Below are 20,533 nucleotides of genomic sequence, written 5' to 3' on the forward strand. Positions count from 1 at the left end.
TGCGACCACATGCGTCCCGGCGTCGGTCGGCCATGCACCCAGCCAAACTTCCTGACATGGGTCGCGCCGCGCGATCACGCAGATTGCCGCAGGCTGCGGCATTACTCCGCACGACAGCTTCACGGGCGAGGCGTATTCTCGGCTGAGATGTGATGCACGGGATCGCTGCATGTCCATATCGTCCGCTGAACCGGATCGCCACGTTTTGCCACGCCGTCCGCTGCGTCGGCTGACGTTCGAGCTGTTCGGCGTCATCGCGCTGAAGATCGCGTTGCTGATGCTGATCTGGTGGATCGTCTTCGCTCCGCAGCCGAAACCGGACACCAGCCCAGCGGCGATCGCGCACCGGCTGGCACCCACCTCGCAAACCCCACCGGCAGGTCAACCATGATCATCGATACCGATGTCGTCACGCTGTCGCGCCTGCAGTTTGCGCTGACTGCGCTCTACCACTTCCTGTTCGTCCCGCTGACCTTGGGGCTGGTGTGGATGCTCGCGATCATGGAGAGCGTCTATGTGATGACCGGGCGCGAGGTGTGGAAGCGCATGGTGCAGTTCTGGGGCGTGCTGTTCGGCATCAATTTCGCGATGGGCGTGGCTACCGGGGTGACGATGGAATTCCAGTTCGGCATGAACTGGGCGTACTACTCGCATTACGTCGGCGACATCTTCGGAGCGCCGCTGGCGATCGAGGGCCTGATGGCGTTCTTCCTCGAAGCCACGCTGGTCGGCGTGTTCTTCATGGGCTGGGATCGCATCTCGCGGATCAAGCATCTGTTGGTGACATGGTTCCTCGCGCTGGGTACCAGCTTGTCGGCGCTATGGATCCTGATCGCGAATGCGTGGATGCAGCATCCGGTCGGCTCCGAGTTCAATCCGCAGACGATGCGCATGGAGGTGACCTCGTTCTCCGACGTGTTCTTCAATCCGGTGGCGCAGGACAAATTCGTGCACACGGTAAGCGCCGGTTACGTGCTGGGTGCGATGTTCGTGCTGTCGATCAGTGCGTGGTACTTGCTGCGCGGACGCAATGTCGATTTCGCCAAGCGCTCGATGACGGTAGCGGCGAGCTTCGGCCTGGCCGCGGCGCTGTCGGTGGTGGTGCTGGGCGATGCATCGGGCTACACCGTATCGCTGAACCAGAAAATGAAAATGGCCTCGATCGAGGCGATGTGGCACACCGAGCCGGCGCCGGCGCCGTTTACCTTGTTCGGCATCCCCGACGTGCAGCAGCGCACCACGCACTACGCGGTGAAGGTTCCCTGGGTGATGGGCCTGATCGGCACGCATTCGATCGACGAGACGATGCCCGGCATCGCCGAACTGGTGGATGCCGCCAAGGGCCGTATCGGCAACGGCATCCAGGCCTACGATGCCATGCTGATGCTGCGTCAGGACAAGGACAACGCACAGGCGAAGGCCACCCTCGCCGCACATGACAAGGACCTGGGCTACGCCTTGCTGCTGAAGAAATATGTCGACGATCCACGCCAGGCGACGCCGGCAGATATACAGAAGGCTGCCGACAGCACGATTCCGAACGTGCCAGTGCTGTTCTGGGCGTTCCGCATCATGGTCGGCTGCGGCTTCTATTTCATCGCGCTGTTCGCGTTCTCGTTCTGGAAGGCCAGCAGACGCCAGCTCGATACGCAGCGCTGGTATCTGCGCCTCGCGCTATGCAGCCTGCCGCTGCCGTGGGTGGCGATCGAGCTGGGCTGGATCGTTGCCGAATACGGCCGCCAGCCGTGGGCGATCGAAGGCGTGCTGCCCACGGCGCTCGGCGTGTCGTCGGTCAGTGCCGGCCAAGTGCTCACCTCGCTCGGCGGCTTCGTGCTGTTCTACACCGCGCTGGCCATCGTCGACGTGGTGCTGATGCTGAAGTTCGCCCGCAAGGGACCGGATGGCCTGGGCATCTGGCCGTCCATGGCCTCATCCACTGCAGCCGCTCACTGAGGACATCGCCATGCTCGACTACGCCACGCTACGGGTGATCTGGTGGGCACTGCTCGGCACGCTGTTGATCGGCTTCGCCATTCTGGACGGCTTCGACTTCGGTGTCGCCGGCCTGCTGAAGGTGCTCGGCCGCGACAATGAGGAACGGCTGGTCCTGCTGGAAGGTATCGAGCCGACCTGGGAAGGCAACCAGGTATGGTTCATCCTCGCCGGCGGCGCCACGTTCGCGGCATGGCCGATGCTCTATGCGGTGTCGTTCTCCGGCATGTACATGGCCATTGCGCTGGTACTGCTGGCGCTGATCCTGCGCCCGGTCGGCTTCAACTTCCGCGGCAAGATCCACGACCCGCGCTGGGCGTCGCTGTGGGACTGGGTTCTCACCGGCTCCGGATTCGTCGTGATGCTGGTCGCCGGCGTCGCGTTCGGCAACTTGTTCCTTGGTGTGCCGTTCCGGTTCGACGGCGACCTGCGCATGAGCTGGCACGGCGACTTCTTCGATCTGCTGCATCCGTTCGCGCTGCTGTGCGGGCTGGTGTCGCTGAGCATGCTGCTGGCGCACGGCGCTTGCTGGGCGGCGCTGAAAGCCGATCACACGATCGCGGTGCGCGCGGTGAGAATCGCACGCTGGATGACACTGATCTTTGCTGCGCTGTATGTGCTCGCCGGGGTCTGGCTGGCCTATGGCATCCCCGGCTACGCCGTAGTCGGCCCGGCAATCACCGACGGCGCCTCCAATCCGCTGTACAAGCAGGTCGCCCTGGGCGGCAGCTGGTTTTCCAGTTACATGCAATACCCGTGGTTCTGGGCTGCGCCGCTGCTGGCGCTGGTTTCCGCTGTCGGCGTGCAGACCCTGATCAGTCGGCGCAGCATCGCCGGCTTCGTCGCCAGCAGCCTGATGGTCGGCAGCGCGATCGCCTCGGCCGGTTTTGCGCTGTTTCCGTTTCTGCTGCCGTCCAGCCTCGACCCGCGCTCCAGCCTCACCGTGTGGGACGCTTCGTCCAGCCGCGGCACCTTGCAGCTGATGCTGCTGGTCAGCGCGGTGCTGCTGCCGATCGTCATTCTCTACACCAGCTGGGTCTACCGCGTGATGCGCGGACGGGTCACGCTGGAACAGGTGCGCAAGGCGCACGGCGGCTACTGAAGGGAGCGCGAACTCATGTGGTATTTCTCATGGATACTCGGACTTGGACTGGCCTGCGCCTTCGCCATCCTCAATGCGATGTGGTACGAGGTGCATGCCACTGACGAGGCCAATCGCCTGCGGGAAGATTCACAGCTGCCCGACGAGTTGAGCTAGGAACGCCCCTGGCGCGCGGCCAGCAAGGCTTCGATCGCCTCGGCCTCTTTCGGCATCGCCGCGGTAAGCACCTCGTTGCCGTCGCGGGTCACCGCCACGTCGTCCTCGATGCGAATGCCGATGCCGCGCCAGCGCTCGGCCACTGTGCGATCGTCCGGCGCCACGTACAGGCCCGGTTCCACCGTCAGCACCATGTCCGGTTCGAGCAGGCGCGACTCGCCGCCGACCCGGTAGTCGCCGACGTCATGCACGTCCAGCCCCAGCCAGTGGCCGGTCTTGGCCGGAAAGAAGCGCTGGTAGCTGCCCTCGGCGATCGCTGTATCGGCATCGCCCTTGAGCAGGCCCAGCTGGCACAAACCCTCGGTGAGCACACGCACTGCTGCCGTGTGCGCCCCGCCGAACGGCCGGCCGGGCCTCACTTCGTCGATCGCCGCCAGTTGCGCGGCCAGCACCACTTCGTAAAGCGCGCGCTGCTCGCGGCTGTAGCGCCCGTTGAGCGGAAACGTGCGACTGATATCGGACGCGTAGCAGTCCAGTTCGGCACCCGCATCGATCAGCAGCAGGTCGCCGTCGCGCAGCGACGCGCGGTGGCTCTGGTAATGCATCACGCAAGCATTCGGGCCACCGGCGATGATCGGCGCAAACGCCGGCACCGCGCCACTGCTGCGCATTACGCGCAGCAGCTCGGCTTCGACCTCGTACTCCAGGCGACCGGGCGTAGCGACCCGCAACGCCGCCAGATGCGCATCCACCGCGATCGCGGCTGATGCGCGCATCAGCTTCAGCTCCGCACGGGACTTGTACAGGCGCAGGTCGTGCAGCAGATGGCCTAGCGCCACGAATTCCTTCGGCACCACCCCGCCGCCGCGCAGCTGCCGCAGCTTGCGCATCCAGCTCAGCAGGTGTGCATCGAACTCCGGTTCGCGGCCGAAATGGCAGTACACGCGGCCGCGACCCTCGATCATGCCGGGCAGGATGTCGTCGATGTCGTCGATCGGAAACGCGTCGTCCATGCCATAGCCGGCGACGGCCTGCTCGGTGCCGATCGCCTGGCCATGCCAGCGTTCGCGCACCGGGTCACGTTCACGGCAGAACAGCACGGCTTCGCCATGCTTGCGACCCGGCAGCAGCGCCAACACTGCATCGGCTTCGGGAAAGCCCGCCAGATAATGGAAATCCGAATCCTGCCGGTACGGCCACGCCGCATCCGCATTGCGCATGCGCTCGGGCGCGGCGGCAACCAGCAGCACGGCGTCTTCGCCAGCCATCTGCATCAACTGGCGGCGACGCCTTGCGAATTCGTCCGGCGTGATTGCCAGCGCCGCCAGATTCGGTGCGCTGGGGATCAATGCACGGTGCCGCTGGCAGACGGGTCGTGCGCGGTGCATTCGGTGTGCAGCAGCATCGCGGCGACGCGTATGAACTCCTGCACTTCGATCAGCGCGTCCTCGTCTTCGGCCTCGTTGCCGAAATCGAACGACGAAGCAGCGACCGTGCCAAGGTCGCGCAGGATTTCCTGCGCCTCCTCCGACAACTGCGCATGCGCCGCGGTGCCGGCCAGGCCAAAACCGCCGAGGAAACCGCGGCACCAGTCGACCATCGCTTCGGCACGTTCGGTCAGCGGCCGATCGTCGGCCGGCAGCAGCGGTTCGAAGCCCAGCTCCGGATCGGCCAACTCGGCTTCGCATTGCCGGGCCAGCTGTTGCAGCAAGGCTTCGTCGGCCACGCTGGGATCGGTAGCCTCGCCATCGAGCTGCAGCGCGGCCAGCACCGAGGTGCCGCGCAGCGAGCCGCCGCCAGCCAGATAGCCGCACAGCGAGCCGTGCAATTCGCTGGCTTCGGTACCCAGGCGCAAGCGCATGATCAGCGCGTCGATATCGTCGTGGCCTACGGGCCCGGCAGCCGTCATGGCGGTACTCCTTCAGGGGATGCCCGCCAGTTTAATGCAGCTGCCGCGCCAGCCGCCGATCTCTGCTGACAGCCGGCTGATTTCCGCCAGCGTCCTGTTATAGTTTCGTGCATGAGCACGCCTGATCCCGTTCAGTCCACCCACGTCCACGACGAGCTGGTTGCGTTGAGCCAGCAGCTGGACCGGTTGCTCGACACCGTACGTCGGCTCACCGAGGAAAACCGCAGCCTGCGCCAGAGCCAGGAGCAGTTGTCCGGCGAGCGGGCCGGTTTGATGGCGCGCAACGAACAGGCACGTAGCCGTGTCGAGGCGATGATCCAGCGGCTGAAATCGCTTGAAAACAACGGTTGATAGAAACCATGTCCAGTAGTGAACCGGTCGCCCTGCGACTGATCGACCGCGAATTCCTGATCGCCTGCGCACCGGAAGAGCGCGATGGCCTGCTCGAAGCGGCCGGTTTTCTCGATCGCAAGATGCGCGAACTGCGCGCGAACGCGAAAGCACCCAGTTTCGAGCGGCTGGCGGTGCTGACCGCGATCAGCGTCACGCATGAATTTCTCACCTTGCGCAAGCAGCACGACGGTCAGGACCGGCGCCTCAGCGACAGCCTGGCCACATTGCGCAGCAAGCTGGATGCAGTGCTCGAGAGCGATGCGCTGAAGCGCTGAATGACGGTGTCGATGCGCGTTGCCGCGCCGTTCGATGAACCACGACTGTAACTCCGCAGTGGCACATTGCCCGGCAAACGCCTAAAATCGGCCTCGGCGTTTTCTGCGATGTGCGCCAGCACACTCTTACATTTGCCTTGTTCCTAAATACGGCCCCGGGTCGGCTTCACATCGGTTGTTGTGCATGTCCGCCACGTGCGGAAAGCCTCGAGACCATGTAGCTCTCCCACCTGATCCATCTTGGATCAAGGTCGTTTGGTGGGCAGCGGCATCGCGGTTGACGCCACTTCATTCCCCACCCGGTCGCCGTCGATGACGGCGACCGGGCTTGACGAAGACAGTAGCCATTCGCTCGCAGCGACGTCCGCCGGGCGCGCTTTTTTGACGGGAGACGCGCGACACGTGGACGCTACCGCCCAACGCCGCGAGCTGCGCCGGAAGCTGGCCGAACGCCGCCGCGCCCTGACCCCGCCCGAACGCATGAGCGCCGCGCAAGGCCTGCGCCGCAGCCTCGAACAATTGCCCGAATATCTCACCGACGCACGCGTGGCCGGCTACTGGGCCAGCCACGGCGAACTGCCGCTCAATCTGGTGATTCCGCCACTGGCCGCCCGCGGCCAGCAGTTTCTGCTGCCGGTGATCGGCCAGGGCAAGCATCTGCGGTTCGCGCCGTGGCAATCCGGCGACGGGGTGCAGCCGAATCGTTACGGCATCCCCGAGCCGAGCGAACCGAGCGAAACGTTCGAGCCATTCCAGCTCGACCTGGTGTTCGTGCCGCTGCTGGGTTTCGATCGCCGCGGCCATCGGCTCGGTCACGGTGGCGGCTACTACGACCACAGCTTCGCGTTCCTCAACGAGCAGATGCGACCGACCGAACCGCTGCTGGTCGGCATCGCCTATTCCTTCCAGGAATTGCCACGGGTGGAAGAGGAAGCGTGGGATGTCCCGCTCGACTTCGTGGCGACCGAGCGCGAGCTGATCGACTGCTCCGGCATCGACAGAGACGGCACCGATCAAGGCAGCAAGGCAGGCATATGAAATATTGGCTGATGAAATCCGAACCCGAGGCATTCTCGATCGACGATCTCAAGCGCAAGCGCACCGAGGCCTGGGACGGCGTGCGCAACTACCAGGCGCGCAACTTCATGCGCGACAGCATGCGGCCCGGCGACAAGGTGTTCTTCTATCATTCCAACTGCGCCGAGCCCGGCATCGTCGGCATCGCCGAGGTCGCGTCCGAGGCTTATCCCGATCCCAGCCAGTTCGATGCCAAGAGCAAGTACTTCGATCCGGGCAGCAAGCGCGAAGAGCCGCGCTGGATGCTGGTCGACGTGAAGTTCGTGAAGAAGCTCAAGCGCACGATCACGCTGGACGAACTCAAAGGTCATGAGGCGCTGGACGAAATGCTGCTGCTGCGCAAAGGCAACCGACTGTCGGTGATGCCGGTGGCCGCCTCGGAATGGCGCTATATCCTCACGCTCGAATGACTTGAGTCAGCTCCGCGCGCGATCCATCCACTGTCCAGACCACCTCTTCCCGGAACCGATGTCATGAGCAACGCCAACGACGGCACCGTCAACCAGAAGCGCCAGGCCGGTGAGGCCGCGATCCGCTATATCGAGGACGGCGCCATCGTCGGCGTCGGCACCGGTTCCACGGTGGCGTATTTCATCGACGCGCTGGCCGACCTGAAGGACCGTATCCAGGGCGCGGTATCCAGCTCGGAGCAGTCCACGGCACAACTGAAGCGATTGGGCATTCCGGTGCTCGATCTCAACAGCGCCGGCCCGCTGACGATCTACATAGACGGCGCCGACGAGTGCGATCCGTACAAGCGGTTGATCAAGGGCGGCGGCGCGGCGCTCACCCGCGAGAAGATCGTCGCGGCGGCCAGCGAGAAGTTCGTCTGCATCATCGACTCCAGCAAGCGGGTCGACCTGCTCGGCAAGTTTCCCGTGCCGATCGAGGTGATCCCGATGGCGCGCAGCCTGATCGGCCGCGAGATCGTGAAGCGTGGTGGCCAACCGGTATGGCGTGACGGCGTGGTCACCGACAACGGCAACTGGATCATCGATGTGCACGGCTGGCAGATCGCCGACCCCGCCGCGCTGGAGAGCGACCTCAACCAGCTGCCTGGCATCGTCACCGTCGGCCTGTTCGCACGACGTCCGGCCGATGTGGTGCTGATCGGCGATCAGTTGATGGCTTGACCGACCGTACGCGGGGGTTTTATTCGACCCTTGGCATGTGCCCCCGCAGGAAAGGCCGCTTCGGCCATGCGGCCTTTCCCTAGCCATGCAGCATAGGTCGCTCAGTGCAAGGCCGCTTTCTGCATGGCCACCTGCGCCGCAAATGCGCCGGATATCGCATCGCCGGCCTTAGCGTTGCCGAGCAGGACGCTGTAGACCGCATCCAGTTCGCCATGCAGCTGCTTCTTCGCGCTCGCGGACAAGCCGCCGTTCTGGATCGGTCCGTGCGGGACGATCACGTCCCACAATGCCGGATTGCGCAGCGCCGCGAGTGCGGCGATACCGTACTTCTCGATCATCCCTTCCAAAGTCAGGGCAACTTTCTTTTGCGTAGCCATGATTACCTCCAAGCGCGCACCATGCGCGATCCGGCACACGCTACGCCAAACGATTCCGTGCTTGCAGTAGCCATCAGGCCTAGGCCTTTGCTCCGATGCTCTGCGCAGTATCTCGTCGCCCACGAAGGCATCGGAGGCGTCAGCCGGCCGGCTTGATCGGACGCTTCACCACGCGCCCCTTGCGGAAATGCAGATAGCGCCCGGACTGACGCGCCTCCTGCAGGCGTTGCCCATGCGCGGCGAGAATGTCGCCGCGAGTGAGGATCCCGACCAGCATATGCGGCGCCTCATCGCCCACCACGATCAGGCGGCCGACGTTGTGCGCCACCATGTGATCGGCCGCTTCGCGCAGCGAATGGCTTTCCTTCACCACGATCGGCTCGCGCAGCACCAGCTCGCCCAGAGTCAGTGTGTAGTGCCACTGCGGATCCAGCAGGGTGCGGCGAGTGAGCACGCCGCGCACGTGACCCGCTTCGTCGATCACCGGATAGCCTTGATGCTGCATATCGGGCAGACCTTCGTCGAACCAGCGCCGCACTTCGGCCAGCGTCTGCGTGGTGCGCAAGGTCATCACCTCATGTGTGCAGGCATCGCGCACCACCACCTGATCCAGATAGTCGGCGACGTACTCGGCCGGCACACGCACACCGCGACGGGCGATCTTCTCGGTCATGATGGTATTGCGCATCAGCAGAGCGGAAATCAGATAGGCCGCGGTGCAACCGCCGAGCAGAGGCAGCAATCCGGCCGACTGGCCGGTGGTCTCGAATGCAAACACCACGGCCGTCAGCAGCGCACGCGCGGAGCCGGCGAAGATCGCCGCCATGCCGACCAGCGCGGCAATGCGCGGGTCGATGCCGAACTGCGGCGCCAACGCAGCGATGCCCAGGCCGAGCAACGCGCCCAGCGCACCGCCGATGGTGAACAACGGCGCCAGCGTACCGCCGGACGTACCGCTGCCTAGCGCGATCGACCACGACAGGAATTTCATCACGCACAGGAACGCCAGCGCCTGCAGAGTCAACTGGCCGGACACGATATTCTCGATGTTGCTGTAGCCCACGCCCAGGGTCAGCGGCGCGAAATAGCCGACCACGCCCACCGCGACGCCGCCGATCGCCGGCCACCACATCCAATGGATCGGCAACTTCTCGAACACGTCCTCGATGCCGTAGACGATCCGCGTCACGCCCACGCTGACCAGGCCGAGCAAGGCGCCGATGCCGACATACGAAAGCAGCGCCAGCAGACCAGGCGTCGCCAGCGTGGGCATCGCGAACACCGGTGCCGAACCCACCGTGGCATAACGCACGCCGGTTGCCGCGACGGCGGCCAGCGCCACCGGAATCAGCGAACGCGGACGCAGCTCGAACAACAGCAGTTCGATCGCCAGCACCACCGCCGCAATCGGTGAGCCGAACACCGCCGCCATGCCGGCCGCTGCGCCAGCCGCCAGCAGCACCTTGCGCTCGGCGCCGGTCACATGCAGCAACTGGCCGACAAATGAACCAAGCGCTCCACCGGTGGCGATGATCGGACCCTCGGCGCCGAACGGGCCGCCGGTGCCGATCGCGATCGCGGACGAAACCGGCTTCAGGAAAGTGATTCTCGGCGGGATCTTCGACTCGTTGAGCAGTACCTGTTCCATCGCTTCCGGAATGCCGTGGCCGCGGATCGCGCGCGAACCCCAGCGCGCCATCACGCCGACGATCAGGCCGCCGATCACCGGCACCGCGATCACCCACAGACCCAGATGGTTATCGGCCGGCGAGCTGAATGCCGTCGACACCCGGCCGTAGAACGCCAGATTCGTCACCAGCCCGATCAGCGCGGTGAGCATCCGCGCGATGAAGGCCGCTGCGACACCGAGCAGCACCGCCACCGTCGTGATGCGCAACACCCGACGATCCACCAGGGTGGAGCGTCGCGGCATGCGGGTGGCGTCGAGCGTCACCCCAAGCGAAGGCGACAGCGGCAACGCATCGGTACTGCCTTCTAGCCGCACGTCGGCATGCCCGACAGCGTTTTCGGTTTCGGACGTCATCGATTTGCCGCAGGGTAAAGCCGGAAATTTTACGCTGGCGGGTTGAGGAACCGAAGAGGCAGGTTTTTGCGAATGGTGGCTTGCTACTGCCTGGGCTCAGTGATCCGCAGTTGGGGTTTGCCCGCCAGAGATTTGAGCGGGAAATAGGCCCGGTGTGTAGCTTCGTCCACCGCCACCACGTGGGCGTTCGGACCCAACACACCCGAGGCCAGCGGACGAACGGACTGCCCCTGCACATGGAATATCGAAACTTCTCCGGACTCGCCGGCCACATACAACCAGCCGAGGCCGCGATCGAACGCCAGCACATCCGGATCCTTGGCGACATCGAATGTGAATACCAGTCGTCGGTTGATGAGGTCCACCACGATCAGCTTGTTGTTGTCCTCGCAGGCAATGAAAGCCAGATGCATGGCGGGATCAATATAGAGACCGTGGTTGCCCTCTGCTCCCGGCAGATCCATCCGGCTGATCACTTTGTCGGTGGCTGGGTCGATCTCCACCAACTGCTTGCGGGTCTGCACGTTGGCGAAAATATGCTTGGACGCGGGATCGTATTGCGTGTTGCCCACTTCACCACCCAACGGGATGGTCGCCACCCGTGTGTTCGTGCGCACGTCGATGACTGTGTCGGTGCCGCCATGCTCATCGGACACATACAGTTTGTGGACCTCCGGGGCATAAGCCATGCCGTCGGGATAATCGCCCGCCGGCACGCGTGCCGTGATCTTCAACGTGGCGGGATCAATCGCCACGACTTCATCGGTGCCTGTGGCCGAGGCATAGAGTTGCCCCAACTCCGGCACGAACAGGACTCCATGCACATGGCTTACGTTGGGCACATCCGCGACGACCTTTTGGGTCTGCGTGTCGAACACCGTGACCAAGCTGTCGCCAAGGTGGGCCAGATAAAGGCGATGGGCAGCTGGGTCGAGACTGGCGTAATCCCAACGGGTGGTTCCACCGGTCAAGGGTGCATCGGCCACCGTGGCGAGCGGGAGGCGCCCTGTCGCTGGACTGCTGCACGCGCTGGTGGCGGCCACGAACAGCACCGGCGTGAACACCGCAGCCCAGCGGCGTCTCGAAGTCAATTGCGAGGCCATGTCGTCCTCCCGGAAACCTGCTGATTCGCCAAATGATCGAGGCTCGGCCTGACGAGGGGCTTAGCACCTGCTGCCGGGTCGAGCGGCCCCAATCTCATGTTGTTATGACTATGACAGAAACGTAATATTCATGACATGCCTTGGAACCAAGCCACCTGGGTCATGCTGGTCGCCTCGTTGACAGGGCGCAGTCCCAATCCGCGCATGCGTCTCTGGCGCGCCCTCAAAGCCGCAGGTGCGGCAGCCATCCGGGATGGCGTTTATGTCCTCCCCTCCAATGAAGCGAGCTGGTCCTTTCTCCGCGTCCAGGCGACGGAGGTGACGGAAGCTGGTGGTTCAGCCCATGTCATCCCGTTCACTGCGGCCGATGGCGGGCAGGAAGCCGAACTTCGCCAGGCCTTCGATCGCACGGCGCTTTACGCCGAAAGTCTGGAACGAGTGACCCGACTGAAGACCGACCTGCCCGGCTTGTCAGAGGTAGACGCGCGCCGGCAACTGGTCGCATTGCGCCGGGAGTTGGCAGGGATCGCGGGTGTGGATTTCTTCCCGGGACCGGCACGGAATCAGGCGGAAGGCGCGCTGCGCGACGCAGAGCAGGCGGTCAATGCCCAGTTCTCCCCCGACGAACCACACGCCACCAAAGGGACAATCACCCGTCGGAACCTGGCCGACTATCACGGCCGACGTTGGGCGACGCGGCGCCATCTCTGGGTGGATCGCGTCGCCTCGGCCTGGTTGATTCACCGTTTCATTGATCCCGCTGCCCAGTTCCTGTGGCTGGCCAGTCCCGCCGATTGCCCTGCCGATGTGCTGGGATTCGATTTCGACGGTGCCGCTTTCACTCATGTGGGACCGCGAGTCAGCTTTGAGGTGCTGGCCGTCAGCTTTGGCCTGGACCACGATCCCGGCTTGGTTCGCATGGGTCGCCTGGCGCACTACCTCGATGTGGGCGGCGTGCCCGTGGCAGACGCTGCCGGATTTGCCAGTGTGATGACGGGCGCCCGCGCCCGCCGCGGCGACGACGATGACGGCCTGCTGGCCGACATCGGTACGGTGCTCGATTGCCTGTATGCCGCCTACCTCGATATCCCTGGAGAACTCTCATGACGATGACATTAGCTGTGCGCTGTGTGCGTCCGTTGTGCACCATGGTGTTGATGCTCATTTTGGCCGCTGCGCTCCCAGCGGCTGCAGCCACCTTGGACCCGGCATCCATTGGCAAGGCCGCGGGCACCGAAGCCAAGGCGCAACCCGACGGCGTGGTGAAGATCGGTTGGAGCCGCAGCGATGTGCCGGTCACCGTGGACGGTATGCGCCTGTCGCCGGCGGCAGGCCTGGGCTCTTGGGCAGCGTTCGCTGCCATGGGCAACCAGGCGATGGTGATGGGCGACACCGTGGTGTTCCAGGACGAGGTCGATGCGGCGATGGACGCGGCATTTGCCCATGGCCTGCAAGTCACCGGCCTGCACAATCACTTCTTCTACGACCGGCCCAAGGTCTACTTCATGCACATCGGTGGCGACGGTTCGCCCACCCAGTTGGCGGCGGGGGTGAAAGCCGTGTGGGATGCGATCAAGGCGGTACGCGCCGCGCATCCGCAACCGGCCGATGGTTTCGGCGGGCCCACGCCGTCACCGGGTGCGATGAATGCCGGAGCCATCGCCAAGATCGTGGGCCATCCGGCTCAGGTTACCGATGGCGTGACCAAAGTGACGATAGGCACTGAAGGTCAGATGCGCGGTCAGGTGGTTGGCGCTTCCATGGGCCTGACCACCTGGGCCGCGTTCAGTGGCAGCGATCAACTGGCTGCGGTCGATGGCGACTTCATCATGCGTGCAGCCGAGGTGCGGCCAGTGCTGCAGGCGCTGCGTAAGGCGGGGGTCCACGTAGTGGCCTTGCACAACCACATGATGGGTGAGGAACCGGGTTTCTACTTCACGCACTTCTGGGGCAAAGGCAAGGCGGCCGACCTTGCCCGTGGATTCCGCGCGGCGCTCGACGCACAAGCCGCGCTCGACAAGTACTGAGACTCACGCTACGGGGGCGTCCATGTCGAGCACGTCATCGCGCATGGCGATGCTGATGGTGATCATCGTGATCCCGTCGGCACTGGTGCATGCTCAAAGCGTGATCGCCCGAAAGCCATCTGCCGCATCCGGAGTGGGCCTCACCTTGATCCCCAGCGGCGCCATCACCCTGGACGGTTCGCTGGACGAGTCCGCATGGGCGACAGCACCTGTGCTCCGCTTGACGCAACAGGACCCGCATCCGGGAGAGCCAACGCCTTACCGGACCGAGGTCCGCCTGCTCGCCGATGCCAAACATCTCTACCTGGGAATTACCTGCATCGACCCGGATCCGAGCCGATTGTCGGTGCACACGCTCGCACGGGACAGCGATCAAACGGATGACGATCACCTCACCATCGTGCTGGACCCTTTCGGCAATCGACGCCTCGGCTACGTGTTTCAGGTGAACGCGGGAGGTGGTCGAACCGATGGCCTGATTTCCCCAGCGTCGCGTCTGCCGAGCTACGACTGGGATGGCATCTGGAATGCCAAGGTCAAACGGACGGCCGATGGTTGGGCCGCCGAAATCCAGATCGACACGCATAGCCTGCAGTTTCCTCATGGCATGGACCGATGGCGTTTCAACGTGCAGCGCTACGTGCCGCGAAGCCAGCTGAGCTTGCAGTGGGCGGATATCACGCTCGACTCGAGGATCTTCGACCTGGCTCGCATGGGTACGCTCACCGGGGTCGGTACTTTGGAGCAAGGGCTTGGCCTGGATGTCGCACCCTATGCGCTGCTGCGTCACGATAGCGTTCGCAACGACACGGTCGCGCAGGTGGGCGGTGACGTGCGTTACAACGTCACACCGAGCCTCGCCGCCACAGTGACTTTCAATCCGGATTTCGCCGAAGCCGAAGCGGATACCGATCAGATCAATTTGACGCGATTTCCGCTGTTCTATCCGGAGAAGCGACGCTTCTTCTCCGAAGGATCAAACCTTTTCACCTTCGGCGCGGGGCTGACAGACAACACCGATGTCCCGATATTCCTGCCGTTCTATTCACGTAACGTGGGTTTGGTGAACGGTCAGGCTGTGCGCGTGGACAGCGGCGCCAAACTGCTCGGTTCGATGGGGCCGTGGTCCGTCGGCGCGCTCGATGTCGAAACGGGCCGATCGAGCATCAGCGGTCCCATCCATTTATTCGCGGGGCGTCTTACTTACGATGTCGACGATCACCTACGTGTGGGCACCTTGCTGACGAGCGGCGATCCCACCGGGCAGTCTCACAATAGTTTTGCCGGCACCGATGCCGTGTGGCACACCTCCACCTTTCGTGGCGACAAGAACCTGATTTTGTCGGGATGGGCAGCGCATTCCAGCGATCCGTTGCCAGGGAGGCATTCGGGTTGGGGGCTCTACGCGGAGTATCCGAATGATTTATGGCGCGGCTACACCAGCATCAACGTCTTTGGCGAGGCCCTGGATCCGGCACTTGGCTTCCTGCCACGCCCCGGCACACGCCAGTACGACGTCTATCTCGACTACCGTCCACGCCCCACTAGCCAGGCACTGAGCTGGGCGCGACAGTTCTTCTACGAACTGGAAGTGCGGCAGGTCAGCGATCTGCATGGCGTCACTCAGACCCGGCGCATTTTCACCGCGCCACTCAACGTCGATGCCGAATCCGGCGAGCACTTCGAGTTCGACTGGATTCCCGAGTACGAAGCGCTCACGGCGCCATTTGAGATCGCGCATAACGTGACATTGCCTGTCGGTCGCTACCACTTCGATCGATACCACTTCGAGGCGCAGTCATCCGAGGCTCGGCCGTGGCGCTTCGGCAGTATGGTCGAGGTGGGTGACTTCTATACCGGACGATTGACCCAGTACATGCCGTTCATCGACTGGACTGGTCTACAGGGCAAGTTACGGATCAAGCTGAGCAACGAGACGGACTTCGGGCGGTTGCCGCAGGGCGGTTTCATCCAGCGGCTGTATTTGCTCAAGGCCAGCTACGCCTTCAGTCCCGACCTGATTTTTTCCACCCTGGCGCAATACGACTCCACCATCGGCCACATCGGCCTCAATGTTCGGCTGCAATGGACCATTGCGCCCGGGCGGGATTTTTTCTTCGTCCTTAATCACGGCGTGGAGGCGTCCGTGACGGACCCCAACACGCATGCGTTCCCGGTCGCCAATGTCGTGACCGCCAAGCTGCGTTGGGACTTTCGTGAATGACTATGTCAGGAGCCCACCCATGACGACGATCGCCATGCTCGCTCTGGCGGGAAAGCACGTACTGCAACCGTTGCCGTTCGCGCCGAACGGACTCAAAGGTCTTTCGGAAGCGCTGATCACTTCCCACCACGAGAACAATTACGGCGGTGCGGTTCGCAACCTCAATAAGCTTGAAGAACAGCTCGCGCAGATCACCAAGGACACACCGCCGTTCGTTGTCGGTGGATTGCGCCAACACGAACTGATGTTCCGCAATTCGGCGACGTTGCACGAAGCCTACTTCGCGAACCTCGGAGGCGACGGGCGCACTTCGGGCCGCATCGTTGAACAACTGGCCGCGAGCTACGGCAGCTTCGACACCTGGGAAACCCACTTCCGCCTGACCGGTGCCAGTCTGGGAGGCGGTAGCGGCTGGGCAATCCTTGCCCTCGAGCTACTGACCGGCGAGCTTCGAACGTTCTGGTCCAGCCACCACACGCAGGCCCTGGCCACAGCGTTCCCACTGCTGGTGAAGGACATGTATGAACACGCCTACCAAATGGACTATGGCGCGGCCGCGACGAAGTACATCGACGCGTTTTTCGCCAACCTTCAGTGGGATGAGGTGAATCGACGTCTAGAGCAAGCACAACTACTGCACCAACAATTGAGCATGATCCGATGACCGTAACGATCGACGATTCAACGCCGTCCATGCCCGCCTCCATCTCACTGGGTGAAGCCACCCGTGTCTGGGCCAAGGTGGGCTTGCTCAGTTTCGGTGGGCCGGCTGGTCAGATCGCGGTGATGCATCGCGAATTGGTCGAGAAGCACAAGTGGATCAGCGACGCACGTTTTCTGCATGCGCTGAATTACTGCATGCTGCTGCCGGGACCCGAGGCCGCTCAACTCGCCATCTATATCGGCTGGCTGCTGCACCGGACCGTCGGCGGACTGATCGCAGGTCTGCTCTTCGTATTGCCCGGTTTTATCACTATCTTGGGCCTGAGCATCATCTATGCACTCTACGGCCAGGTCCCGCTTATCGTGGCGGTGTTCTTCGGTCTGAAGGCCGCGGTCCTAGCCGTGGTGATCGAGGCCGTGCTTCGCCTCGGGCGCAAGGCACTGAAGAACCGCGTCATGGTGGGCATCGCGATCTTAGCCTTCATCGCGATCTATGGCTTCAAGGTACCGTTTCCATTGATTGTATTGATGGCTGGCCTGATGGGATTTCTTGGGCGCTGGTGGTTGCCCAAGAGCTTTCCCGCACCGGCGTCGACAGCGGCCGATGCGTCGTCGGAATACCTGATCGATCGGCTGCTCGGTCAGGGGCAGCTACGACACACCAAACCCTCCGCGCGCCGGGCTGTTCGCATCACGTTCACCTGGCTCGTCATCTGGTTGCTCCCAGTTGGATTCGTCATCGGTGCGTTCGGTGTGCACAGTGTGCTGGCCCAGGAAGGCATCTTTTTTTCCCAGACGGCGGTCGTCACCTTTGGCGGCGCCTATGCCGTACTGGCCTACATCGCCCAGCGCGCCGTCGAGAGCTTCCATTGGATCTCGCCGGGACAGATGCTGGATGGTTTGGCGCTTGCGGAGACCACCCCTGGCCCGTTGATCATGGTGCTGCAGTTCGTCGCCTTCCTGGGGGCCTATCATCATGAAACCGGACTGCCACCCATGGCGGCCGGCGTGGTCGGCTCGGTACTGACGACGTGGGTCACGTTCGCGCCGTGCTTCTTGTGGATCTTTCTCGGCGCACCGTATGTGGAGGCCCTTCGCAGCAACCGTGCGCTGAATTCCGCGCTTTCTACCGTCACGGCCGCCATCGTTGGCGTGGTGCTGAACCTGTCGGTCTGGTTCACCCTGCACACATTGTTCGGAACAGTGCAGACGCGGCGCTACGGTGTGCTGGCTGTGGAAGTGCCGCAATGGTCCACACTCCACGGTCTGGCCACGGCCCTGGCGGTCGGCGCCATGCTGGCCATGCTCCGCTTCAAGATCGGCATGGGATGGACCCTGCTTGGCAGCGGCATTATTGGGGCGTTATCGCTCGTCTTGATAGGTCACTTGCCGTAGGCGCCGAGGTGTTGGGATAACGCGCGCGCCGCTGGGAGACTAGGATTGTTTGGCCCATCCATGGGCCAAACCCCGCTGCGCGGGGCCAGCCTGCGGCTGTCCAACAAGTCCCAGGCAACACGTCGACTGCGGAGGCAGGAGAAGGGATCGGGGCGGCTGGAAGATCGGGATTGTTCGTCCCATCCATGGGACTCACCCTTCGCTGCGCTCAGGGCCAGCCTGCGGCTGTCCAAATTTGTTCCAGACAAATTTGTCGAACGCGGTTCGCCTCCTGTACCCCAGACCAAAATAAAAAACCCGCCACGAGGGCGGGTTTTTTATTTTGGCTGGGAGACTAGGATTCGAACCTAGATAGACAGCGTCAGAGGCTGTCGTCCTACCGTTAGACGATCTCCCAAAAACAACTGGATCGACGCGCTCTGACTTTGATGCGTCGAACCAACAAACGCGATTTCCGAAAACGAAATTAGCGCTTGGAGAACTGGGTTGCGCGACGAGCCTTGTGCAGACCGACCTTCTTGCGCTCGACTTCGCGGGCGTCGCGGGTCACGAAACCGGCCTTGCGCAGCGGCGATTTCAGGGTCTCATCATACTCGATCAGCGCGCGGGCGATGCCGAGACGGATCGCGCCGGCCTGACCGGTGATGCCGCCGCCGGCGACCGTCACCTTGATGTCGAACTTCTCGGTGCTCTGGGTCAGCTCGAGCGGCTGGCGCACGATCATGCACGAGGTCTCGCGACCGAAAAATGCCTCGAGCGACTTGCCGTTGACTTCGATCGCGCCCTTGCCCTTGCGCAGGAACACGCGGGCGGCGGAGGTTTTGCGGCGGCCAGTGCCGTAGTTCTGCTGGATCGTCATGATGATTCCTTAGAGTTCCAGCGCCTGCGGCTGCTGTGCGATATGCGGATGCTCGGCGCCACCGTAGACCTTGAGCTTGCGGTACATTTCGCGGCCCAGCGGGTTCTTCGGCAGCATGCCCTTGACGGCGATCTCGATCACGCGCTCCGGGTAGGTCGCCAGCAAGTCCTTCAGACTGGTGGTCTTCAGGTTGCCGATGTAACCGGTGAAGCGGTGGTACTTCTTGTCGTCCAGCTTGGCACCGGTGACAGCCACCTTCTGCGCGTTGATCACCACGATATAATCGCCGGTGTCGCAATGCGGGGTGTATTCCGGCTTGTGCTTGCCGCGCAGACGACGAGCGATTTCAGTCGACAGGCGACCGAGTGTCTTGTTCGTGGCGTCGACCACGAACCAGTCGCGCTTGACGTTGTCTGCATTGGCGCTAAACGTTTTCATTTCAGAATACCTGGTCTGCCGCCGCGAGGCGGTACGCATGATTCAAGAAAGCATGCTTTCGGTGGAACAAAGGCGCGAGATGATAGCGGAGCCGTCATCCATGGCGCAAGCCCACCGACCGGCGAGCTGTGAGCTGGCAATGATAGCATGATGAGCATGCCGCTTGAAAAGTCCCCCCTGCACGCGCCTGCCGGTCGCATCGCCGAGTTGGCGGACCAGTGCGTGCAATGCGGGCTGTGCCTCCCGGTCTGCCCTACCTATGCGCTGGACCGCAACGAGGCGGAATCGCCGCGGGGGCGCATCGCCATCGCTTCGGCCCTGGCGCGCGGACTGGCCGAACCCGACGCCGGGTTGCGCGAACATCTGGATCACTGCCTGGGCTGCCTGAACTGCGAAAAGGTCTGTCCGGCCAACGTGCAGTACGGTGAATTGCTGATCGAAACCCGCGCCCTGCTGGGGCCGGCGCCGCGACGGCCACGGCTGTTGCTGGGCCTGGCCAAGCGGCCGGCGCTGCTGCGCGCGCTGCGCCGGCTCGGTGGCTGGTTGGCGTTGCCGCGCTGGAAAAACCGGCTGGCGCGGCGACTGCCGCAGCACTCGCCGTGGCGTACCGCCTTGCTCGACTTGCCGACAGGGACTCCGGTCGCGCCTGTTCGAGCCAGCGGCAACAAGAGTGAACAACCACGACTCGCGCTGTTCCCCGGTTGCGTGGCAAGCATCGACGATGCGGAAGCACAGCAGGCCGCGGTGACATTGCTGCAAGCGGCAGGTTTCCACGTCAGCGTGCTGCCGGCGTTCTGCTGTGGAGCGATGGACCTGCATGGCGGCGCAGCAGCCACGGCCGAACAAGCCGCGCAGCAGGTGCGTCGAGCCTGGGCGGCCAGCGGCGCGAGCCAGTTGCTCTCGGTGACGCCCGGCTGCCTGGGCACGCTGCGTCGCGCGCTGCCCGGTGTCAGCGTGTTCGATCCGGTGGAACTGCTGGCGGCACGGGCCGGATCGTTGCGGTTCCGCCCGCTGGCGCAACGGGTGGCGCTGCATCTGCCATGCACCCAGATCAATGTGGCGCGTACCGACGCGGCCTTGTTGCAGTTGCTGCGCCGCGTACCCGAACTCGAGGTGCTTCCGTTGCCGCGACCGCCGTATTGTTGCGGCGCGGCCGGCAGCCATCTGCTGGAGTTTCCCGCACGCGCCGGGCAACTGCGCGACGCGACGCTGCGGCAAGCCGCCACACTGGAACCGCAGCAGCTGTTGTCGTCCAATATCGGTTGTCGCCTGCACCTGGCCGCGGGCATCGACCAGCAAGGTTTGCACTGGCCCAGCCAGCATCCGCTGGCGCTGCTGGCCCGACAACTGGAACCTAGTCCTTGAA

The 20,533-nt window shown here is 63.6% G+C and carries 22 protein-coding genes, 1 tRNA gene and 1 other RNA gene; 16 read left to right on the plus strand and 8 right to left on the minus strand.

Annotated features, from left to right (window positions below):
* The first annotated feature begins 169 nt into the window (after window positions 1–169).
* From cydP to cydX, 4 genes are read left to right on the plus strand one after another with little or no spacing between them, the layout of a single operon-like run.
* Entirely contained in the window at window positions 170–391 is a 222-nt protein-coding gene (gene cydP, locus BUA26_RS05850) for a cytochrome oxidase putative small subunit CydP (protein ID WP_072758687.1), read from the plus strand.
* Window positions 388–1,953: a cytochrome ubiquinol oxidase subunit I gene (locus tag BUA26_RS05855; protein ID WP_072758689.1), complete on the plus strand. Its 1,566-nt coding sequence runs from the start codon at window positions 388–390 to the stop codon at window positions 1,951–1,953. Before cydP ends, BUA26_RS05855 begins: the two co-directional genes overlap by 4 nt.
* 10 nt (window positions 1,954–1,963) lie before the next feature.
* A complete protein-coding gene (gene cydB / locus BUA26_RS05860; protein WP_072758690.1) occupies window positions 1,964–3,094 on the plus strand; it encodes a cytochrome d ubiquinol oxidase subunit II in 1,131 nt (376 codons plus the stop codon).
* Between the two features lie 15 nt (window positions 3,095–3,109).
* On the plus strand, window positions 3,110–3,250 hold the full coding sequence (cydX, locus tag BUA26_RS05865; protein WP_072758693.1) for a cytochrome bd-I oxidase subunit CydX: 141 nt from the start codon (window positions 3,110–3,112) through the stop codon (window positions 3,248–3,250).
* Here the strand turns inward: cydX and BUA26_RS05870 are convergent.
* Window positions 3,247–4,638 (minus strand): aminopeptidase P N-terminal domain-containing protein, encoded by a 1,392-nt coding sequence (locus BUA26_RS05870; protein ID WP_178368542.1) that lies wholly within the window; start codon window positions 4,636–4,638, stop codon window positions 3,247–3,249. The genes cydX and BUA26_RS05870 overlap by 4 nt on opposite strands.
* Entirely contained in the window at window positions 4,596–5,159 is a 564-nt protein-coding gene (locus BUA26_RS05875) for a UPF0149 family protein (RefSeq protein ID WP_072758695.1), read from the minus strand. Before BUA26_RS05875 ends, BUA26_RS05870 begins: the two co-directional genes overlap by 43 nt.
* Before the next feature lie 111 nt (window positions 5,160–5,270).
* Between BUA26_RS05875 and BUA26_RS05880 the strand changes: the two genes are divergently transcribed.
* The 6 genes from BUA26_RS05880 to rpiA all read left to right on the plus strand — a co-directional run bounded on the left by BUA26_RS05880 (window position 5,271) and on the right by rpiA (window position 8,037).
* A complete protein-coding gene (locus tag BUA26_RS05880) occupies window positions 5,271–5,510 on the plus strand; it encodes a TIGR02449 family protein (RefSeq protein ID WP_072758696.1) in 240 nt (79 codons plus the stop codon).
* Window positions 5,511–5,518: 8 nt separating this feature from the next.
* Window positions 5,519–5,827 (plus strand): cell division protein ZapA, encoded by a 309-nt coding sequence (locus BUA26_RS05885; protein ID WP_072758698.1) that lies wholly within the window; start codon window positions 5,519–5,521, stop codon window positions 5,825–5,827.
* A gap of 97 nt (window positions 5,828–5,924) precedes the next feature.
* Window positions 5,925–6,111: non-coding RNA, 6S RNA (gene ssrS, locus BUA26_RS05890), on the plus strand.
* Between the two features lie 118 nt (window positions 6,112–6,229).
* Window positions 6,230–6,865 (plus strand): 5-formyltetrahydrofolate cyclo-ligase, encoded by a 636-nt coding sequence (locus BUA26_RS05895; RefSeq protein WP_072758700.1) that lies wholly within the window; start codon window positions 6,230–6,232, stop codon window positions 6,863–6,865.
* On the plus strand, window positions 6,862–7,314 hold the full coding sequence (locus BUA26_RS05900) for an EVE domain-containing protein (protein ID WP_072758702.1): 453 nt from the start codon (window positions 6,862–6,864) through the stop codon (window positions 7,312–7,314). Before BUA26_RS05895 ends, BUA26_RS05900 begins: the two co-directional genes overlap by 4 nt.
* A gap of 63 nt (window positions 7,315–7,377) precedes the next feature.
* The gene (gene rpiA / locus BUA26_RS05905) at window positions 7,378–8,037 is read left to right on the plus strand and encodes a ribose-5-phosphate isomerase RpiA (protein ID WP_072758704.1); all 660 of its coding nucleotides are present in this window, start codon (window positions 7,378–7,380) and stop codon (window positions 8,035–8,037) included.
* A 101-nt stretch (window positions 8,038–8,138) separates the two neighbouring features.
* Here rpiA and BUA26_RS05910 read toward each other — a convergent pair whose 3' ends face one another.
* The 3 genes from BUA26_RS05910 to BUA26_RS05920 form a co-directional block, all read right to left on the minus strand.
* Window positions 8,139–8,414: a hypothetical protein gene (locus BUA26_RS05910; RefSeq protein ID WP_072758706.1), complete on the minus strand. Its 276-nt coding sequence runs from the start codon at window positions 8,412–8,414 to the stop codon at window positions 8,139–8,141.
* Window positions 8,415–8,553: 139 nt separating this feature from the next.
* Window positions 8,554–10,458 (minus strand): chloride channel protein, encoded by a 1,905-nt coding sequence (locus BUA26_RS05915; protein ID WP_072758708.1) that lies wholly within the window; start codon window positions 10,456–10,458, stop codon window positions 8,554–8,556.
* A gap of 83 nt (window positions 10,459–10,541) precedes the next feature.
* Entirely contained in the window at window positions 10,542–11,561 is a 1,020-nt protein-coding gene (locus BUA26_RS05920) for a YncE family protein (protein WP_072758709.1), read from the minus strand.
* Between the two features lie 204 nt (window positions 11,562–11,765).
* Between BUA26_RS05920 and BUA26_RS05925 the strand changes: the two genes are divergently transcribed.
* From BUA26_RS05925 to chrA, 5 genes are read left to right on the plus strand one after another with little or no spacing between them, the layout of a single operon-like run.
* Window positions 11,766–12,668, plus strand: a complete 903-nt coding sequence (locus BUA26_RS05925; protein WP_255368175.1) for a chromate resistance protein ChrB domain-containing protein — start codon at window positions 11,766–11,768, stop codon at window positions 12,666–12,668.
* The gene (locus BUA26_RS05930; RefSeq protein WP_143154186.1) at window positions 12,665–13,588 is read left to right on the plus strand and encodes an LppY/LpqO family protein; all 924 of its coding nucleotides are present in this window, start codon (window positions 12,665–12,667) and stop codon (window positions 13,586–13,588) included. Before BUA26_RS05925 ends, BUA26_RS05930 begins: the two co-directional genes overlap by 4 nt.
* 43 nt (window positions 13,589–13,631) lie before the next feature.
* The gene (locus BUA26_RS05935; RefSeq protein WP_072758715.1) at window positions 13,632–15,812 is read left to right on the plus strand and encodes a carbohydrate binding family 9 domain-containing protein; all 2,181 of its coding nucleotides are present in this window, start codon (window positions 13,632–13,634) and stop codon (window positions 15,810–15,812) included.
* 19 nt (window positions 15,813–15,831) lie between these two features.
* Window positions 15,832–16,476: a superoxide dismutase gene (locus tag BUA26_RS05940; RefSeq protein ID WP_072758717.1), complete on the plus strand. Its 645-nt coding sequence runs from the start codon at window positions 15,832–15,834 to the stop codon at window positions 16,474–16,476.
* Window positions 16,473–17,870, plus strand: coding sequence for a chromate efflux transporter (chrA, locus tag BUA26_RS05945; RefSeq protein WP_072758720.1), 1,398 nt, complete (start codon window positions 16,473–16,475; stop codon window positions 17,868–17,870). Before BUA26_RS05940 ends, chrA begins: the two co-directional genes overlap by 4 nt.
* A 323-nt stretch (window positions 17,871–18,193) precedes the next feature.
* On the opposite strand, the gene BUA26_RS05950 is transcribed toward chrA, so the two are convergent.
* The 3 genes from BUA26_RS05950 to rplM all read right to left on the minus strand — a co-directional run bounded on the left by BUA26_RS05950 (window position 18,194) and on the right by rplM (window position 19,167).
* A tRNA-Gln gene (locus tag BUA26_RS05950) sits at window positions 18,194–18,267 on the minus strand.
* 69 nt (window positions 18,268–18,336) lie between these two features.
* Window positions 18,337–18,729, minus strand: coding sequence for a 30S ribosomal protein S9 (gene rpsI, locus BUA26_RS05955; RefSeq protein WP_072758722.1), 393 nt, complete (start codon window positions 18,727–18,729; stop codon window positions 18,337–18,339).
* A 9-nt stretch (window positions 18,730–18,738) separates the two neighbouring features.
* Window positions 18,739–19,167 (minus strand): 50S ribosomal protein L13, encoded by a 429-nt coding sequence (gene rplM / locus BUA26_RS05960; RefSeq protein ID WP_072758724.1) that lies wholly within the window; start codon window positions 19,165–19,167, stop codon window positions 18,739–18,741.
* 150 nt (window positions 19,168–19,317) lie between these two features.
* On the opposite strand from rplM, the gene BUA26_RS05965 reads away from it, so the two are divergent.
* On the plus strand, window positions 19,318–20,532 hold the full coding sequence (locus BUA26_RS05965; protein WP_255368176.1) for a (Fe-S)-binding protein: 1,215 nt from the start codon (window positions 19,318–19,320) through the stop codon (window positions 20,530–20,532).
* Window position 20,533 lies beyond the last annotated feature (1 nt).

Source organism: Rhodanobacter sp. OK091, assembly GCF_900142825.1.
Lineage (GTDB): Bacteria > Pseudomonadota > Gammaproteobacteria > Xanthomonadales > Rhodanobacteraceae > Rhodanobacter.

Bases quoted from the DNA above. Each gene is read 5' to 3' on its own strand.
- rpiA (WP_072758704.1), top strand. From the start codon at position 7,378: ATGAGCAACGCCAACGACGGCACCGTCAACCAGAAGCGCCAGGCCGGT.
- BUA26_RS05925 (WP_255368175.1), top strand. From the start codon at position 11,766: ATGCGTCTCTGGCGCGCCCTCAAAGCCGCAGGTGCGGCAGCCATCCGG.
- BUA26_RS05965 (WP_255368176.1), top strand. From the start codon at position 19,318: ATGAGCATGCCGCTTGAAAAGTCCCCCCTGCACGCGCCTGCCGGTCGC.
- BUA26_RS05910 (WP_072758706.1), bottom strand. From the start codon at position 8,414: ATGGCTACGCAAAAGAAAGTTGCCCTGACTTTGGAAGGGATGATCGAG.
- BUA26_RS05875 (WP_072758695.1), bottom strand. From the start codon at position 5,159: ATGACGGCTGCCGGGCCCGTAGGCCACGACGATATCGACGCGCTGATC.
- BUA26_RS05880 (WP_072758696.1), top strand. From the start codon at position 5,271: ATGAGCACGCCTGATCCCGTTCAGTCCACCCACGTCCACGACGAGCTG.
- BUA26_RS05855 (WP_072758689.1), top strand. From the start codon at position 388: ATGATCATCGATACCGATGTCGTCACGCTGTCGCGCCTGCAGTTTGCG.
- chrA (WP_072758720.1), top strand. From the start codon at position 16,473: ATGACCGTAACGATCGACGATTCAACGCCGTCCATGCCCGCCTCCATC.
- cydB (WP_072758690.1), top strand. From the start codon at position 1,964: ATGCTCGACTACGCCACGCTACGGGTGATCTGGTGGGCACTGCTCGGC.
- cydX (WP_072758693.1), top strand. From the start codon at position 3,110: ATGTGGTATTTCTCATGGATACTCGGACTTGGACTGGCCTGCGCCTTC.
- BUA26_RS05935 (WP_072758715.1), top strand. From the start codon at position 13,632: ATGGCGATGCTGATGGTGATCATCGTGATCCCGTCGGCACTGGTGCAT.
- BUA26_RS05920 (WP_072758709.1), bottom strand. From the start codon at position 11,561: ATGGCCTCGCAATTGACTTCGAGACGCCGCTGGGCTGCGGTGTTCACG.
- rplM (WP_072758724.1), bottom strand. From the start codon at position 19,167: ATGAAAACGTTTAGCGCCAATGCAGACAACGTCAAGCGCGACTGGTTC.
- BUA26_RS05885 (WP_072758698.1), top strand. From the start codon at position 5,519: ATGTCCAGTAGTGAACCGGTCGCCCTGCGACTGATCGACCGCGAATTC.
- cydP (WP_072758687.1), top strand. From the start codon at position 170: ATGTCCATATCGTCCGCTGAACCGGATCGCCACGTTTTGCCACGCCGT.
- BUA26_RS05870 (WP_178368542.1), bottom strand. From the start codon at position 4,638: ATGCACCGCGCACGACCCGTCTGCCAGCGGCACCGTGCATTGATCCCC.
- BUA26_RS05940 (WP_072758717.1), top strand. From the start codon at position 15,832: ATGACGACGATCGCCATGCTCGCTCTGGCGGGAAAGCACGTACTGCAA.
- BUA26_RS05900 (WP_072758702.1), top strand. From the start codon at position 6,862: ATGAAATATTGGCTGATGAAATCCGAACCCGAGGCATTCTCGATCGAC.
- rpsI (WP_072758722.1), bottom strand. From the start codon at position 18,729: ATGACGATCCAGCAGAACTACGGCACTGGCCGCCGCAAAACCTCCGCC.
- BUA26_RS05930 (WP_143154186.1), top strand. From the start codon at position 12,665: ATGACGATGACATTAGCTGTGCGCTGTGTGCGTCCGTTGTGCACCATG.
- BUA26_RS05915 (WP_072758708.1), bottom strand. From the start codon at position 10,458: ATGACGTCCGAAACCGAAAACGCTGTCGGGCATGCCGACGTGCGGCTA.